The organism is Ensifer sp. D2-11 (genome assembly GCF_054161295.1).
On the sequence record NZ_CP096435.1, the window covers coordinates 802,817 to 818,203 of the forward strand.

The 15,387-nt window shown below is 62.1% G+C and carries 9 protein-coding genes and 3 pseudogenes; 10 read left to right on the forward strand and 2 right to left on the reverse strand.

The window, feature by feature from the left end; translation table 11 throughout:
* Positions 1-52: 52 nt before the first annotated feature.
* A pseudogene (locus M1D34_RS29655) lies at positions 53-889 on the forward strand (substrate-binding domain-containing protein).
* A gap of 317 nt (positions 890-1,206) precedes the next feature.
* On the opposite strand, the pseudogene M1D34_RS29660 reads toward M1D34_RS29655, so the two are convergent.
* Together M1D34_RS29660 and M1D34_RS29665 are read right to left on the reverse strand one after the other, a co-directional pair.
* Positions 1,207-2,041: pseudogene (locus M1D34_RS29660) on the reverse strand (nucleotidyl transferase AbiEii/AbiGii toxin family protein).
* Positions 2,034-2,651 (reverse strand): type IV toxin-antitoxin system AbiEi family antitoxin domain-containing protein, encoded by a 618-nt coding sequence (locus tag M1D34_RS29665; protein ID WP_498784750.1) that lies wholly within the window; start codon positions 2,649-2,651, stop codon positions 2,034-2,036. Before M1D34_RS29665 ends, M1D34_RS29660 begins: the two are co-directional and overlap by 8 nt.
* A gap of 401 nt (positions 2,652-3,052) precedes the next feature.
* Between M1D34_RS29665 and M1D34_RS29670 the strand changes: the two genes are divergently transcribed.
* The 9 genes and pseudogenes from M1D34_RS29670 (at position 3,053) to M1D34_RS29710 (ending at position 15,030) form a co-directional block, all read left to right on the forward strand.
* Positions 3,053-3,346 carry a hypothetical protein gene (locus M1D34_RS29670; RefSeq protein WP_498784752.1) on the forward strand — a complete coding sequence of 98 codons (294 nt, stop codon included), beginning with the start codon at positions 3,053-3,055 and terminating at the stop codon, positions 3,344-3,346.
* 445 nt (positions 3,347-3,791) lie between these two features.
* Positions 3,792-5,498 carry a tetratricopeptide repeat protein gene (locus M1D34_RS29675; protein ID WP_498784754.1) on the forward strand — a complete coding sequence of 569 codons (1,707 nt, stop codon included), beginning with the start codon at positions 3,792-3,794 and terminating at the stop codon, positions 5,496-5,498.
* Positions 5,499-5,688: 190 nt separating this feature from the next.
* Positions 5,689-6,417 carry a hypothetical protein gene (locus M1D34_RS29680; protein WP_498784756.1) on the forward strand — a complete coding sequence of 243 codons (729 nt, stop codon included), beginning with the start codon at positions 5,689-5,691 and terminating at the stop codon, positions 6,415-6,417.
* A gap of 51 nt (positions 6,418-6,468) precedes the next feature.
* Positions 6,469-7,686 carry an HlyD family secretion protein gene (locus M1D34_RS29685; RefSeq protein ID WP_498784758.1) on the forward strand — a complete coding sequence of 406 codons (1,218 nt, stop codon included), beginning with the start codon at positions 6,469-6,471 and terminating at the stop codon, positions 7,684-7,686.
* Entirely contained in the window at positions 7,683-9,278 is a 1,596-nt protein-coding gene (locus M1D34_RS29690; protein ID WP_498784760.1) for a DHA2 family efflux MFS transporter permease subunit, read from the forward strand. Before M1D34_RS29685 ends, M1D34_RS29690 begins: the two co-directional genes overlap by 4 nt.
* A 706-nt stretch (positions 9,279-9,984) precedes the next feature.
* The gene (gene gnd / locus M1D34_RS29695; protein ID WP_498784762.1) at positions 9,985-10,974 is read left to right on the forward strand and encodes a phosphogluconate dehydrogenase (NAD(+)-dependent, decarboxylating); all 990 of its coding nucleotides are present in this window, start codon (positions 9,985-9,987) and stop codon (positions 10,972-10,974) included.
* Complete coding sequence (gene zwf, locus M1D34_RS29700) at positions 10,971-12,542, forward strand: glucose-6-phosphate dehydrogenase (RefSeq protein WP_498784763.1); 1,572 nt, start codon at positions 10,971-10,973, stop codon at positions 12,540-12,542. Before gnd ends, zwf begins: the two co-directional genes overlap by 4 nt.
* 94 nt (positions 12,543-12,636) lie before the next feature.
* Positions 12,637-13,038: pseudogene (locus M1D34_RS29705) on the forward strand (gluconokinase); the annotation flags it as partial.
* 189 nt (positions 13,039-13,227) lie between these two features.
* Complete coding sequence (locus M1D34_RS29710; RefSeq protein WP_498786184.1) at positions 13,228-15,030, forward strand: glycoside hydrolase family 15 protein; 1,803 nt, start codon at positions 13,228-13,230, stop codon at positions 15,028-15,030.
* Positions 15,031-15,387 lie beyond the last annotated feature (357 nt).

Sequence of the window (15,387 nt, forward strand, 5' to 3'; positions counted from 1 at the left end):
GATGGGAGGATGAGATGAAAACGAGTTTGTGGCGGCTGTCCTGGCCGCCCTCATGGCGGGTACCGCATCGGCCGGGACGACCGGCGTTTCGATGCAGAGCTTCGATAACAACTTTCAGACACTGCTGCGCGAGGGGCTCGATGCAAGAGCTTCCAAGGTGAGCGGGGTCAATCTTCAGATCGAGGATGCTCAGACAGACATTGCCAAACAGCGCAGCCAGGTGGACAACTTCATCGCCTCGGGCGTGGACGCAATTATCATGACCTTGGCGGATACGTCAGCCGCCGCGGGCATAAGCGAGGCTGCGAGCAAAGCAGGAATTCCACTCGTCTACCTCAATCTCGAGCCGGAAAATCTCGATCGCCCGAAAAGCAGGTCTATGTTGGTTCGAAGGAGACCGACTCGGGAAGGCTCGGTGCCGAGGCCGCCTGTGACCTGTTGAAGAAGAGTGGCAAGGTGAGCGATGCGCAGGCCTACATCTTGATGGGCGACCTGGCTCACCAGGCGTCGCGCGATCGCACCTCGTCGGTCAAGGAGACGCTGGCAGCAGGCGATTGCAAGGGCGTGACCATCGCCGACGAGCAGTCCGCCGCCTGGACGCGCACCAATGCGATGGACCTGACCACGAACTGGGTCACCGCGGGCCGCCCGATCGACGTGATCTTCGCCAACAATGACGAGATGGCGATCGGTGCGATTCAAGCGCTCAAGGCCGCCGGGGTGTCGATGGACGATGTGATCGTCGTCGGCATCGATGCGACCCAGGATGCGCTTGCCGCAATGGCGGCCGGCGACCTGGATGTGACAGTATTCCAAATCCAAAGGACAGTCGGCAAGTGCCTGGGCTACCGCACGCCGGCCGAAGTCTTCATGGCACATTTGCGAGTAGCTGATGCCCTACCCTTCACACGTCATTGTCGCACTTGGACTAGATCCTAAACCAAGAGCACCTTACTCAGCGATGGCGCAGGAGTGGCTGGCCAGTTTCCAAGCGAAGCTCCGCTGATTACGATGCCTACTATCTGCGACTACATCCATGTCGTTTCCTGCCGCAGGATAAGGCGACGTTCGCGGCCCGGATTCTCAATCAGGTCTGGGAGGCAGCGTAGTACGCGATTCCGCCGAGGGGATTTTCGCAGGCAACGGAATCGTCGAATAGCCCGTCAAGCCATTTCTCCACAGTTCGACGGTCTGAAGCCAAGCTCATTATTTTCCCAGCTTCGCGGCTGCAATAGCGTGCGGCATCAGGAATGCGGCAATCTCCGCTATGACGTGCGTCAGATCCCCCGGATTGTGCGCAACGCCTTCGACAAACGCGCGCCATTGCCTTTGCTTTTGAACGTCCTTAGCAAAAGCATCCGTCAAAGCATCCGGTGGGTCTTCTGGGATCGGCGTTTCGCGGCGCTCGAAGGTGGCGGCGATTGCACGCGCCAGCCTGTCATCATCGAAATCAAAGCACCTGCTGAGAATCCAGATGTCGTAAAAGTCCTTCATCCGGCTGTTCACACGCCCGAGCATGACCATTGCCTGGAACTTTTCTGCGATGACCGTCTCCCGCGCATAGGCCCGGAGCCGTGGCGCTGGGAAATCCAGCATGGAAGGATAGCCCAGCATCTCCGCCCCGGGCTCAAAGCGCATCACCAAAGCCAATGTCGATGGTCAGGTTGATCCGGGCGCCGCTGATCGAAGCGACCGCTCGTAGCCGGAGCCCACCATATTCCAGCTCTTCGCGGATGCGATCCACCCGCAGGGTGTCGGCATCGAATATGACACCGTCATCAACCTCTTGCGCCAGGATTGCCCGAAATGTCTCCAGCATCGGGTCCGGTTCGGGATCACCAAATCCCAGAAGGTCGAGGTCGCGCGTGCCGCGGTGCGGATCGTCGAACCAGCTCATCATCAGCATGGCGCCCTTCAGCACGAAACGACCAGCATGGGGCGATTGGCGTCAGAACCAGATCAAAGCTTTGCCCGCTTGCCTGGCGAGTTGCAGCAGGCGGGCCCGCACCGAGGCGCCGACATTTCTGATTTCCTTAGCCATTGGCGGTCAGCGCCTCGAGATAAGGGCGGATCACGGTGCCGACACCACCGCGTTCGGCTTGGTCAACAATGTCGCCGGGCGTGGCCTTGCGCTGCCGCAGCGCTTCCTGAAGTCCCTCGATCGCCACAGAAAGGCCGATCTTGCTGCGATAGCGGAAGCAATCGGCAATTGTTTTGGCAACTCCAAAAATCTTCACCGTAACGCCTTCAATGACATGGGTTTCGACGCTTTCGTTGAGTAGGCTTCCCGCGAAACGCACAATATGAATTGGTGTGCCATCTGGTTTCGGCGCCCAGTCTTTGCGGCCTATGGCAAGCCATACGTGTCTCGGCAGCTGATCGGTCAGGCCGTGGAATGCGAGAGCTGAAACAAGGCAGACAACGGCTTTCGGAACACGCTTGGCTATCTCTGCCAGACTATGGTTGGCATCGAGCTCGGCATCGGGAAGTTGATAGAGGCCGCGAGCAAGCCGCAGCACCTCACCATCCCGTTCCATCCGGCTCATGGTTGCCGCTGTCACACCAGCGTTCCGAAGCTCCGCCAGGCGTGCTATTCCGCGCTCAATGAGCACGGTCCGGGCGATTTGACGTTGAGTGACGGAGCCAGACATTGATACGGAAACTCGGAGAATAGAGCCTATTGTTCGAGGATTTGTATCACCCTCACAGACTTGAGGAAGCCCTCAGTTTGCGCGGTCGGTGACCATGAAGCAAAAAATTCAGCACTTCTCGATGAAGGACTACTGGACAGGTCGAGTGACTGCGACAAACCCGAATACATCAAGTCCGGCACGAAGCGTTGGAACTAGCCGGCCGAAGTTCCGGCCAAGGGCCCGTCGAATTGCGGCAAACACCACGCGGGCCCGCGGAGTGAGCAGATGGCCAGTTGCACCTCGCCAGCTCAGAACAATCACCGGAACCATTGCGGTCGGTCGCGGTTGGCCGAGAGAACGATTAGTCCCTCGACGGAAGTGCGGCGGTTCCGATGGGGCCGATAGAAGGGACCCATCCGATGACAGAATACAGACACTCTATCGCGATTCCGTTGCTCGCATTCGCGACCTTGATCGCCACGCCTGCCCTGTCGCAGGCACCTTCACCGAGCGCCGAGGCCGACCCCTGCCGCGCCGTCCCGGGCGCGGATCAGAAGCCGCTTACCCAAAAGCTCGATGACTGCAATGGCGTGATCAGGCCGCCAAAGGTCGGCGACACGGAAATTGTCGAGCCAACGCCAGACGTGGGCAAGTCACGGGTGATTCGTCCGGGAGACTTACCTGCACAACAAAGCGGTGCTGGCGTGCAGTGAGAGAGAGAAGGAGAGCGCTGCGGTCGAGAGGGTCGCGCTTTCGGTGCGGCCATCCTTCAGAGGTTTCTCGAAGTGGCCCACCAGCTGCTGCTCACCGCTCGAACTCGGAATTGGGTCCACGGTGCGCCAGGTCGCATACCATCCCCGAAACAGGAACAGCGGGGCGGCGGCAGCGATGCTTGATGCTTCTTGTCCATCTTGCGTCTCTTCGTAGGGTGTGCTCGACGCCTGCCATCCAGCAAGTCCGATGACGCGACGAAACGGCCTGTTATGAAAGGCTTCCGGGAAGCCACTGCTATGACGTTGGTGGATTTCAGCAAGGAAAGGTGGTGCATTTGAGCCAGAGCAGCAGTGGGCGTCCCCCTTCCGAAGGTGCAAGCCTTTGATCTGACGGCGCTATGGCCGCTGGCGCGCCGATTGCTTTTCACCTTGCATCCGTTCCCGTGTGTCCGCCGACCCGGAGAATGAGGATGGCGCGAAGACATTGGTCACAATTGAGGAGAAACATACGATGCCACGTGAATCCCGGAAGATTACGGCGGCACCGTCAGCGGTGATCGTTCTGACTGCCCTGATGATCACTACGGCAATGACGCCAGCAACGGCTGCGCCAACTAATCAGCAAGCGACCGCGGCCAGCGCCCCTTCTTCTGAGTCGGAGAGCGAAGCCGCCGTTTCCCCGGCCGCCGCCAAGGCCTTGCGCCTCATCGCACGGTCAAGAGGAGAACTGGCGAAGAATGACGTAGACGCGGCCGACCGGGAACTTGGAAGGGCCCTCGGTCTGCTGGACCTCGTCCAGTCTTCCCTCTCAGGCAGAACGATCAAGGACGAAACGTGGACGGCGACGAAGGGAACACCCGCCTATCGCGAGGTAGACCTTGCGCTGAATGCGACACGCCGTCTTGTTACGGAGGCCCAGGAAGCACTGCGCCGGAAGAATGTCGAAGCGGCCAACGCTGCGCTGGAGGCCGCAGAGGACAACGTGGTCTATCTGTCTGTCGTCGTGCAGGAGCCTTTGGCCAAGGCGCACCGGTCTCTCTGGCAGGCTGCCCAGGATTATGCCGATGGCGCTTATGACGCGGCAAAGGCTGATGTCGATCGGGGCATCGGATATCTGAACCAAGAAGTGCAGAATACGGATACAAAGACGCGCAAGGCGGCGCAGAACTTGTCGGATGAAGCGCAATCGCTGAGAGCGGACATCGACACGAAGTCCGCGGACGTGCCATCACGACTGGACGGTGTCTGGCAAAGGGCCAAAGCGTTGTCGGAGAGAGGGGTTGAATACGTCGCTGCCGGGCTTCAGCGTGCCGGCACCAAGTCCGATCTGAAAGCCGACGTTATCGAAGCCAAGCTGCACCTGTCCTTCGCCGAGATCGCCGGTTTCACAACCCACGACGCCGAGCAGGCCGCGCAGGAGCTCGGTCTAACACTGAGCTACATGGACCAAGCGATCGATCAGGCCTCGGATGCTCAGGCTCCGCAAATCATTGCACTGCGCACCGGCATCGCTGACCTGGCCGAGGAGGCGCCAGCCGACCAGAAAAACGCCCGCTATGTCGAACTCAAGGGAGAACTCGCCCGCGTGATCGAGGCGCGTGCGGGTTTAAATGACGACACGGTGGATGGAGGCGTCGCAGCCTTGAGGGCTGGAAACGGCGACGTGGCGCTGCAGATATTGAAGCCCTTGGCCGAAGCCGGCAATGCCGAAGCGGCCTTCTGGCTCGGTGACATGTATGAACAAGGTCTTGGCGTGCCGACGGACATGAAGACCACGCTCAAGTGGTACACCAAAGCGGCTGAAGGCAGCTGGACCGCGGCCGAAATGCGGCTTGGAGAAATCTATTTCAATGGCATCGAAGCGGTGCAGGACTTCGAGAAGGCACACAAATGGCTGGAGCAGGCCGCCCATGGCGGAGACTCCGTGGCGCAGCTGGATGTCGGGAAGCTCTATGCCAACGGGTGGGGCGTGAAGAAGGATCCGATCTGGGCCTATGTCTGGTACGAGATCGCCGCTCGGGAAGGCAACTATGAAGCGCAACAGTTGCGCGACGCGCTGGTCAAGACGATGCCCGAGGGCGATGTCGTCGAAGCGCAGAAGCTCACCCAGCAAGTTGCGTCTGAGGTCCCAGGTCAGATCAACGCCGGCTGAGAGCCTTTTTGCCGCTGCGGCGGTGGGCGGCGGTTCATATCACCCAAGCCGCTGCGATAAATTGGTCTCATTGAAAGTTTCTCCGTTGACATCAGCGGCCTGTGAAGTGGCTCGCGAGTTGCTTCTATCCAGTTGAAGCGTTTGCGAAACGGCTTCGCGGCTTCGACGGCAAAGACGAAAGGATCCGATGATGCATAGGAAAAGCAGTGCCAGCCCAGCGTATCGCCAGCTCAACGGCGTGGAAGCCGACGGTGTATCCTACGGCTCGCCGGAGGTGGTCGGAGTGCTCCCGACTGAGGATGAGCTTGAAGCCGCCGTCGACGAGCTGTCGTTCTCCGGCTTCGATCGGCAACAAATCAGCGTTCTGGCATACCAATCGAAGGGCGCCGAAAGAGGTGGCACTTCGGCGAAATTCCCGCCTCTCAGCTTGCTGGAGGACGATCCACACACACGTCTTGGCGCATTCGTCTCTTCCGACTCGCTCGCTGAGATCGAAGCCGCCGCAGTCGGCGTCCCGATCTATGCGGCGGCGATAGGCGGCTATGCCGCGGTCGTGGCCTCCGGTGGATCGCTCGCATTGGCGCTCGCCGCGTTGCTCCTAGCGGGTACGGCAGGGGGCACGTTGCGCGGTTTTCTCGCCCATACGATTTCGCAGCACCACCGTGACCCCGTCGCCGCTCAACTCGCGAATGGCGGCCTCCTGCTTTGGGTGCAGGCGCGCAACCTCGACCAAGAGAATAAGGCGCTTCAGGTTCTCCACGCGCATCATGGCCGCCATGTGCATGTCCATCACCTCAAACGTGCGTGGGGGACCGAGGACGTGCCGTTTCATAACGCTCAGCCCGACCCTTTTTCTGGAGCGCCCGCCGGCGATCAAAGGTACCCCCCTGAGGGGTCATTCTCCGCAACAGCCCAATAGGGACAGCGAAAGACATGCCGCAAATCTTTGTCTGGGACGCGAGTACAGCCGATGACGAACGATAACGAAAGTCCCTATCAGATGGAGGAGCCCGCCAATGGCGACGCGGCACCACATCGCCGGCTCCAATTGGTTCTTGCCGGCGTTGTGGCTGCGGGGCTGATCGTTGCGGGAGCGGCCTATTGGTTCCTCACCCGCAACGAGGAGACAACGGACGACGCGTTCATTGCGGCCAATGTCGTTCAGATCGCCTCGCGTGTGGCGGGTACCGTCCGGGCGAGCCACATCGATGACAATCATAAAGTCGGCGCCGGTGACCTGCTTATCGAGATCGACCCGCGCGACTACGAATCCGCCCGCGCCCAGGCACGCGGGGCGCTCGATGCGGCGAAGGCGAACGAGGAGGTGGCGCGCCGCGCTCTGGAACTCACCCAGAAAACAACCGCGGCCAATCTTGAACAGGCGAAGGCCGGCGTTGCGCTCAGCGAAGCCGCGGTGAAGGAGGCCAAGGAGAAGGTCGCTGCCAGCCAGGCGGATGTGGACTACGACCGGGTCGAGGCCGAACGCTATGGCAAGCTTGCTGCCGATTCCGTCGCCTCGCAGGAGCAACTTGATCAGGCGACGGCCGCCCTTAAAAGCGCCGAGGCGGCACTGATCGCGGACGAGCAGGCTGTCGTCGTAGCCCATGCTCAGCTTGTCCAATCCATGGCACAGTTTGACGCCGCCAACACCGCCTCCCAGCAGGTTGCGGAAAAGCGCGCACAACGCGACGCCGCAAAAGCAAATGTAGCCTCGGCCGAGGCGGATTTGCACACCGCCGAAATCAACCTCTCCTACACGAAAATCCAAGCGCCGAGCGACGGCTTCATCACCAACCGGTCCGTCAATCCGGGTGATGCGGTGGAAGCGGCTCAGACGCTTGCGTCCCTTGTCGTCGGCAAGCCCTGGGTCGTGGCGAACTTCAAAGAGACGCAGCTAGAGCGCATGCGGCCCGGCCAGCCGGTCGACATCAGCGTGGATGCCTATCCGGGAAAGGTGCTCCGTGGTCACGTCGACAGCGTTCAGCGCGGCAGCGGCGCCGCCTTCGCCCTCCTGCCGCCGGAAAATGCTACAGGCAATTTCGTGAAGGTGGTGCAGCGGGTGCCTGTCAAGATCGTCATCGACGATCCGATCAATCCTGAGACAGTGCTGGGGCCAGGAATTTCCGTCGAGCCGACGGTCCATGTCGGCACGACGTCCACTGGCCCCGAGGGACGGGCGCACTCATGACGATGTCCGAGACCACCGCCGCTCGGCCAGCGGAGCCAAGCGCAGCCCCCTTCACCCTTGCAATCGTGGTGGCACTCGCGGCCTTTATGGAGGTTCTCGACCTGTCCATCGCCAATGTCGCGCTTCAGAACATCGCCGGCGAACTCGGCGCGAGCGCGGACGAGGCGACCTGGATCCTGACCTCCTATCTGGCCACCAACGCCATCGTCCTGCCGATGAGTGGCTGGCTCGCCACCGTGCTCGGCCGCAAGCGCTATTATGTCGGCTGCATCCTCGGCTTCGGCGCCAGTTCCCTCCTGTGCGGGTTCGCGCCAACCCTGGCGATCCTCGTGCTTTCGCGCGCCCTACAGGGCCTGATCGGCGGCGGCCTCCAGCCGGTCTCCCAGGCCATCCTCGCCGACAGCTTTTCTCCGGCACGGCGCGGCATGGCCTTCGCCTTCTACGGCATGGCGGTCGTCGTGGCCCCGGCCATCGGTCCGACGCTGGGCGGCTGGATCACCGACAATTTTGACTGGCGGTGGGTCTTCCTCATAAACGTGCCGGTCAGCATCGCCCTGTCGCTGCTCATCAGCCGGTCGATCAAGGACCCACCGCATCTCGTCGCCGAGCGATTGCGGCTCAGCGCGAGCGGAGTCCGGGTCGACTATGTCGGCTTCGGCTTGCTTGCGCTTGGCTTCGGCTCCTTGCAGATCGTGCTCGACCGCGGCCAGCAGGCCGACTGGTTCGCCTCGCACTTCATCCTTGCCGCTGCCCTCCTCTCCGCCGTCGGACTCATTTCCTTTGTGCTTTGGGAGCTAAGGGCCGAAAACCCGATCGTCGATCTCAGGCTGTTCGCCAACCGCAACTTCGCGGTTTCGAATGCACTCATGTTCATGCTTGGCTTTATCCTGCTCGGCACCACGGCGGCGCTACCGCAGTTCACGCAACAGCTTCTCGGTTACACGGCAACGGGTGCCGGCATGGTGATCTCGCCAGGCGGCTTTGCGCTGATGCTCGTCATGCCTCTGGTGGGGCGGATGACGGGGCGCGTCGACGCGCGACTGATGATCGCCTTCGGCCTCGCGATCGCAGCCTGGTCGCTCTATCGCATGTCGCACTTTAACCTCACCGTAGACTACTGGTCCATCGCCGAGGCCCGGATCGTTCAGGCAATCGGGCTCGGTTTCCTCTTCATCCCGATCACCACGCTCGCCTATGTCGGCCTGCCGCCGGAGAAGAGCAACAGCGCTTCTGCCCTCATCAATGTATCGCGCAACATCGGCGGCAGTGTCGGCATATCCTTCCTGGGGACGATGCTGCAACGCCATGAGCAAGCCCACCATACGGTGCTCGTCGCCCACGTGACGCCGGGCAGTCCCGCCTACCGGCAGGTGCTCACCGGGCTACAGCAGCATTTCATGGTGGCGGGCTCGAGCGAGCAGCAGGCGCTGCACCAAGCGCAGGCGGTGATAGCCGACAAAATTGCGAAGCAGGCGTTGACGCTCTCTTTCCTCGACAATTTCCTGCTGCTTGCAATGATCTTCGTCGCCCTCGTGCCTCTTGTCCTCCTCATGCGCCCTGCAACGAGCGGCCCGCAGGCCCCGGTTCACTGACATGGCGCCCGGATCATGCAGGAGCCCCGCCGCACGAGCCGGACCGGGGCCCTTCGGGAGCCTGTCGTGACGTTCATGTCGTGACGTTCATGGGCCAGGTGAATGAAAGCGTGCAACTTCTGTCGGCCACCACCGAACGCTAGCTCGGTGGCAGCTTGAATGCCGCCAGTTGGGCCGCCGTCCCCTATCTCCTCGCACTCGCAAGAACGGTTCTGCATCTCTTTCGCCTTGAGATGCCATCAGGGATGCGGCCTGCACCTGGCAGAGTGAACACATCCGTGAGCGGCTCTCGGCATCGCTGAGGGTCAAGGACAAGCTACGGGAGGGCTTAGGCGCGCAGCTATAGCACGTCCAGCCTGATGCTACGCTAGCGGACTTCGTCTCCATATTCGCGTTCAGAGACCGCGGCTCGTCTGACAGTGCCTGCGCCGGCCTTGGGCATCTTATCGTCGGTCTTCCGAATGGCGCGACACTGTCTGCACGGACGACAACCCTCCGGATCGTAGAGCGCGAATAGGCTGATTTCGTCCACCAACAAGGTGGATATGCCCCAGCGCACCCCGGCAAATGCCGAACACAATCGAACTTTTGTCTTGTCCATCAGTCATTTGAGTGCCTGGCCCACACCTTGCCTAGACTCAAGCAAGCAGCACCCACAGCGGCCGGATCTTCACAGGCCGCCTCTAACAAACGCAGGAGAATGGCCATGGAAATGGGAGTGATCGGACTCGGAAGGATGGGTGCGAACATCGCCCGCCGACTTGGCCGCGCGGGCCACCGCTGCACCGTTTATGACCGCAATGCCGATGCCGTGCACGCGCTCGCCGACGAGGGCGCACAGGCCGCCTCAAGTCTGGAAGACCTGGTCGCCATGTTGGGTGCTCCGCGCGCGGTCTGGGTGATGCTGCCGGCCGGCGATGCCACCGAAGAGACCATCCGATGCCTCCGCAAGATCATGAGCATCGACGATATCATCATCGATGGCGGAAACACCTTCTATAAGGACGACATCCGCCGCGCCGCCGCGCTCAAGTCCAATGGCATCCACTATGTCGATGCCGGGACCTCGGGCGGCGTGTGGGGGCTGGAGCGTGGCTATTGCCTGATGGTTGGCGGTGACAGCCGTGCGGTCGACCGGCTCGACCCGATCTTCGCCGCGCTCGCTCCAGGCCCGGGAGACGTGACGCCCACGCCGGGCCGCAATGGCAGCGATCCCCGCCCCGAGAAGGGCTACATACATGCCGGCCCGGTCGGCGCGGGCCACTTCGTCAAGATGGTCCATAACGGCATCGAATACGGCCTGATGCAGGCCTATGCCGAGGGCTTCGATATCCTGAAAGCCAGAGCCTCGGAGACGCTGCCCGCAGACGAACGCTATGATCTCAGTCTCGCCGACATCGCCGAGGTCTGGCGGCGCGGCAGCGTCATCTCATCCTGGCTGCTCGACCTCAGCGCCATGGCGCTCTCCGAGGACGAGGCACTATCCGACTTTTCCGGTGCGGTCGCCGACTCCGGAGAGGGGCGCTGGGCAGTGATGGCGGCAATAGAGGAAGCTGTCCCGGCCGAGGTGCTGTCGGCCGCCCTCTACGCGCGGTTCCGCTCACGCGAGGAGCACACTTTCGCGGAGCGCCTGCTTTCGGCGATGCGTTTCAAATTCGGTGGCCATGTCGAAGGTCCTTTTGGAGGTCGATCATGAAGTCCCCTACCCCACGTCCCTATCTGCCTGCAGACGCCGAACCGGCGCCGCCCAGTACGCTTGTCATCTTCGGCGCTTCGGGCGATCTTACGAAGCGACTTCTGATGCCGGCGCTATACAACCTGGTCAAGGGAAAAGCCCTCGATCCAAGCTTCCAGGTGATCGGCGTCGATCATTTGGAGCGAACAGAGGATGATTTCCGCGCCTACCTGAGCAGTTCCATGCAAGCTCTTGTGACGGAGGGCGACGGGGAATTCGATGCGACTCTGCTCGATACGGAAGCCTGGGATTGGATCGCCGGGCGCCTGGACTATCTGAAAGGCGACTTCGACGATCCCGAGACCTATCGCCACCTCGCCGAGCGCCTGGAACGGCGCGCCAAGAAAAGCGGCCATGGCAGCGCCGTCTTCTACCTGGCGACAGCACCGCGCTTCTTCGGCACGGTGGTGGAGCGGCTGGGTGCGGCGGGCCTTACCCGCGAAACGGAAAAAGACTTCCGGCGCATTGTCATCGAAAAGCCGTTCGGCACCGATCTCGGCTCGGCCAAAACGCTCAACCGCCGCATTCTGAAGGTCGTCAACGAAAATCAGCTCTACCGGATCGACCACTTTCTGGGAAAGGAAACGGTCCAGAACATCATGGTGCTTCGCTTTGCCAACGGCTTCTTCGAACCGCTGTGGAATCGCGACCATATCGACCACGTGCAGATCACCGCCGCCGAGACCGTCGGTGTCGAGCACCGTGGGCGCTTCTATAACGCCACCGGCGCGCTCCGGGACATGGTCCCGAACCACATGTTCCAGCTTCTCGCGATGACGGCCATGGAGGCGCCGAACTCCTTCGGCGCGGATGCGGTGCGCTCGGAGAAGGCGAAGGTGATCGAGGCGGTGCGCCACTGGTCGCCGAAGGAGGCGATGGAAAACTCGGTGCTCGGCCAGTACGACGCGGGCACGGTGCGCGGCCAAGCAGTGAAGCGCTACCGGCAGGAGCCGGACGTTCCGCCCAACAGCAACACAGAAACGTATGTCGCGCTCAAGCTAATGATCGACAACTGGCGCTGGGCTGGCGTGCCCTTCTACATCCGGACCGGCAAATCGATGGCGGTCCGGCGCACCGAGGTCGCCATTCAATTCAATCAGGCACCGACGATGCTCTTCCGCGACACGTCATCCCACCTGCCTGATCCCAACCTCTTTGTTTTCCGCATCCAGCCAAGCGAGGGCGTGTCACTTCGCTTTGCCGCCAAGGTTCCAGGCCGCACCGTGCGGCTCGGCGAAGTGGACATGGATTTCCACTATTCGGATTATTTTGCGGCAGAGCCGTCCACCGGCTACGAGACGCTGATCTATGATTGCCTGATCGGCGATCCGACGCTCTTTCAGCGCGCCGACAACATCGAGGCGGGATGGAGCGCGGTTCAGCCGTTCCTGGATGCTTGGGCAGGGGTCGGCAGTGGCGTGAATCTCTACCAAGCCGGCAGCAGCGGCCCATCGGCCGCCGATGCACTCATGAAGCACGACGGCCGCGCCTGGCTGCCGCTGCGTAAAAAACGTCAGCCTGCGGCGTGAGGAGTTGGATACGATGACCGGACGAACCGGAAACACCACTGAGGAGCCCGCGTTCACGGCCGCTCCTGACCAGTCGCGTCCCATTCTCGTCGTGATGGGTGTTTCCGGAGCTGGCAAGACGACCGTCGGCAAGGCGCTCGCTCAACGGCTCGGCTGGCCGTTCGAAGAGGGTGACGATCTGCACCCCGGGGCCAATATCGGTAAGATGAACGCCTGCATTCCGCTTAGCGACGCCGACCGCATGCCGTGGCTGGAAAAAATCGCGGCTTGGATCGGCAGGTGGCTGCAGGCGGGCACTGCCGGCATTATCACCTGTTCTGCGCTAAAGCGCAGCTATCGCGACTTTCTCTCTGCTGGGCGACAGGAGGTCCGCTTCGTGTATTTGCGCGGAGAACCCGCTTTGCTTGCGGCACGGCTCGCTGCCCGCCGCTGCCATTTCATGCCGGCCGACTTGCTTGCCAGCCAGTCCGCGGCACTCGAGGCGCCTTTGCCGGAGGAGCACGCGATCACAGTCGAGATCGCTTCGCCCGTCGATACGATTGTCGCCCAGATCGTGCGTGAGCTGGACCTGGAGCACGGTCGGTCGGATGGCAAACGCGGCCACCGCCCCACGATACCGGCCGACGGCCGGCAGCTAAAACACCGGCAGCCTTCCGTTGAACCCGCTCGCCATACCGGATCTGACCTGCCGCTCGCGATCGAGGACTACGCGCTGATCGGTGACTGCACCACGGCAGCGCTCGTCGGCCGCAACGGCTCCATCGATTGGCTGTGCTGGCCCCGCTTCGACAGCAATGCCTGCTTTGCCGCCCTGCTCGGCACTGCGAAACACGGGCGCTGGCGGATCAGCCCCGCCGATCCGGCGGCTCGTGTGCGACGCGCCTATCGCGATGGCACCATGATCTTGGAGACCGTCTTTGACACGCGTGAGGGCCAGGTCGCACTCATCGATTTCATGCCCGCCGGGCGGTCGAACTCTTCTGTCGTTAGGCTGGTGCAAGGGCGCTCCGGCAAAGTGACCATGCGCCTGGACCTCAGGCTGCGCTTCGACTATGGCGCTTCGGTACCGTGGGTCACGCGGCTCGACGAGGGTTCGGGTCTCAGCGCCATTGCCGGCCCGAACGCCGTCGCCCTGCGCACTCCGATCAAACTGTGTGGCGAGAACCTTGCCACGGTGGCAGACTTCGCTGTCTCCCAAGGCGAATGCGTCCCCTTCGTGCTGAGCTATGGCCCATCACATCTGCCGCCGCCACCGCCACTCGATTGGCAGGCCGCGCTGCAGACGACAGAGAAATTCTGGCGCGGCTGGTGCAAGCAGTGCACCTATGAAGGTGCATGGAAGGAGCCGGTCCAGCGGTCGCTGCTCACGCTGAAGGCGCTCACTTTCTCTCCCACCGGCGGGATCGTCGCCGCGCCCACCACCTCGCTGCCCGAACAGATCGGCGGGCGGCGCAACTGGGACTACCGCTATTGCTGGCTGCGCGACGCCACCCTGACGTTGATCGCACTCATGTCGGCCGGCTATGTCGAGGAGGCACGCGCCTGGCGCGACTGGCTGATGCGGAGCGCCGCTGGCAGCCCCGAACAGATTCAGATCATGTACGGCGTCGCGGGCGAGCGGCAGTTGAACGAATGGCAGGTGCCATGGCTGCCCGGTTATCAGGATTCCAGTCCGGTGCGCATCGGCAATGCAGCTTCAGACCAAATGCAGCTCGATGTCTATGGAGAGCTCCTCGACGCCCTTCACCAGGCGCGCAATCATGGTTTGGCCCCGGCCCCGTCCGGTTGGGCCTTACAAGAAAGCCTAATCCAGCACCTGGAAACCGTCTGGGACCAGCCGGACGAGGGCATTTGGGAGGTCAGGGGCGGGGCGCGCCATTTCACCTATTCCAAGGTGATGGCTTGGGTGGCCCTCGATCGGGCGCTCCGGGACGCCGAGCGCTTCAAACTCGATGCGCCTGTCGCGCGCTGGCGGGCACTGCGCGACCGCATGCACGCAACGATCTGCGAACGAGGGTTCGACAGCCGCCGTAACACCTTCACGCAGAGTTTCGGCAGCGACGAACTCGACGCCAGCCTCCTCTTGATCCCGATCGTTGGATTCCTGCCGCCGGACGATCCGCGCGTCCTTGGCACGGTGGTCGCTATTGAGCGCGAGTTGGTGGCGGATGGCCTCGTGCTGCGCTACCGTACACAGAAGGGCGTCGACGGGCTTCCCCCCGGCGAGGGCGCTTTCCTCCCCTGCAGCTTCTGGCTCGTCGACAACTACACCTTGCAAAACCGCAATGCGGAGGCCCGCGCCCTGTTCGAACGGCTGTTGGCGCTCCGCAACGATGTCGGGCTGCTCGCCGAGGAGTACGACCCCCGTCTCAAGCGGCAGAGCGGCAATTTCCCACAAGCCTTCTCTCATCTATCGCTGGTCGGACCAGCCAGTAGGCAAATCGAAAGACCCAGCCGAAACTCCGGCTGCGTCGCCGTCAATGCTTAGTCGATGACTTGCACCGGCGCCGCACTGTCACACTGGTGCATCTTCAGGAAAGCGATCAACGATCTTTTGACCACAGAATGAAATCGCGAAGAGTGCAGGCGTACATGTCGAGTCCCATGATTCTCTCCTTTCGTTGCTCTGTCCCGAAGGACGCGGCTTGAAAGGCCGGGCGGCGTCGGCCGCCGCCGTCATGGCCAACACAGGCCTTCCACGAAGGTTGGCGCGCGCAGGCCATTGATGGCAAGGTGCCGTCCGGCAGAAGCGCGAGAACCGGAGGGGGCTGCAATGCGAAGGAGCCTAGGCCCGGCCTCGTCCTGCACCGACGGTGCGCATCCCGCATGGATGCGGAGGAGCAAG

Excerpts from the sequence above, each read along its gene's own strand:
- M1D34_RS29690 (WP_498784760.1), top strand. The coding sequence starts at position 7,683 with ATGACGATGTCCGAGACCACCGCCGCTCGGCCAGCGGAGCCAAGCGCA.
- M1D34_RS29670 (WP_498784752.1), top strand. The coding sequence starts at position 3,053 with ATGACAGAATACAGACACTCTATCGCGATTCCGTTGCTCGCATTCGCG.
- M1D34_RS29665 (WP_498784750.1), bottom strand. The coding sequence starts at position 2,651 with ATGTCTGGCTCCGTCACTCAACGTCAAATCGCCCGGACCGTGCTCATT.
- zwf (WP_498784763.1), top strand. The coding sequence starts at position 10,971 with ATGAAGTCCCCTACCCCACGTCCCTATCTGCCTGCAGACGCCGAACCG.
- M1D34_RS29680 (WP_498784756.1), top strand. The coding sequence starts at position 5,689 with ATGCATAGGAAAAGCAGTGCCAGCCCAGCGTATCGCCAGCTCAACGGC.
- gnd (WP_498784762.1), top strand. The coding sequence starts at position 9,985 with ATGGAAATGGGAGTGATCGGACTCGGAAGGATGGGTGCGAACATCGCC.
- M1D34_RS29685 (WP_498784758.1), top strand. The coding sequence starts at position 6,469 with ATGACGAACGATAACGAAAGTCCCTATCAGATGGAGGAGCCCGCCAAT.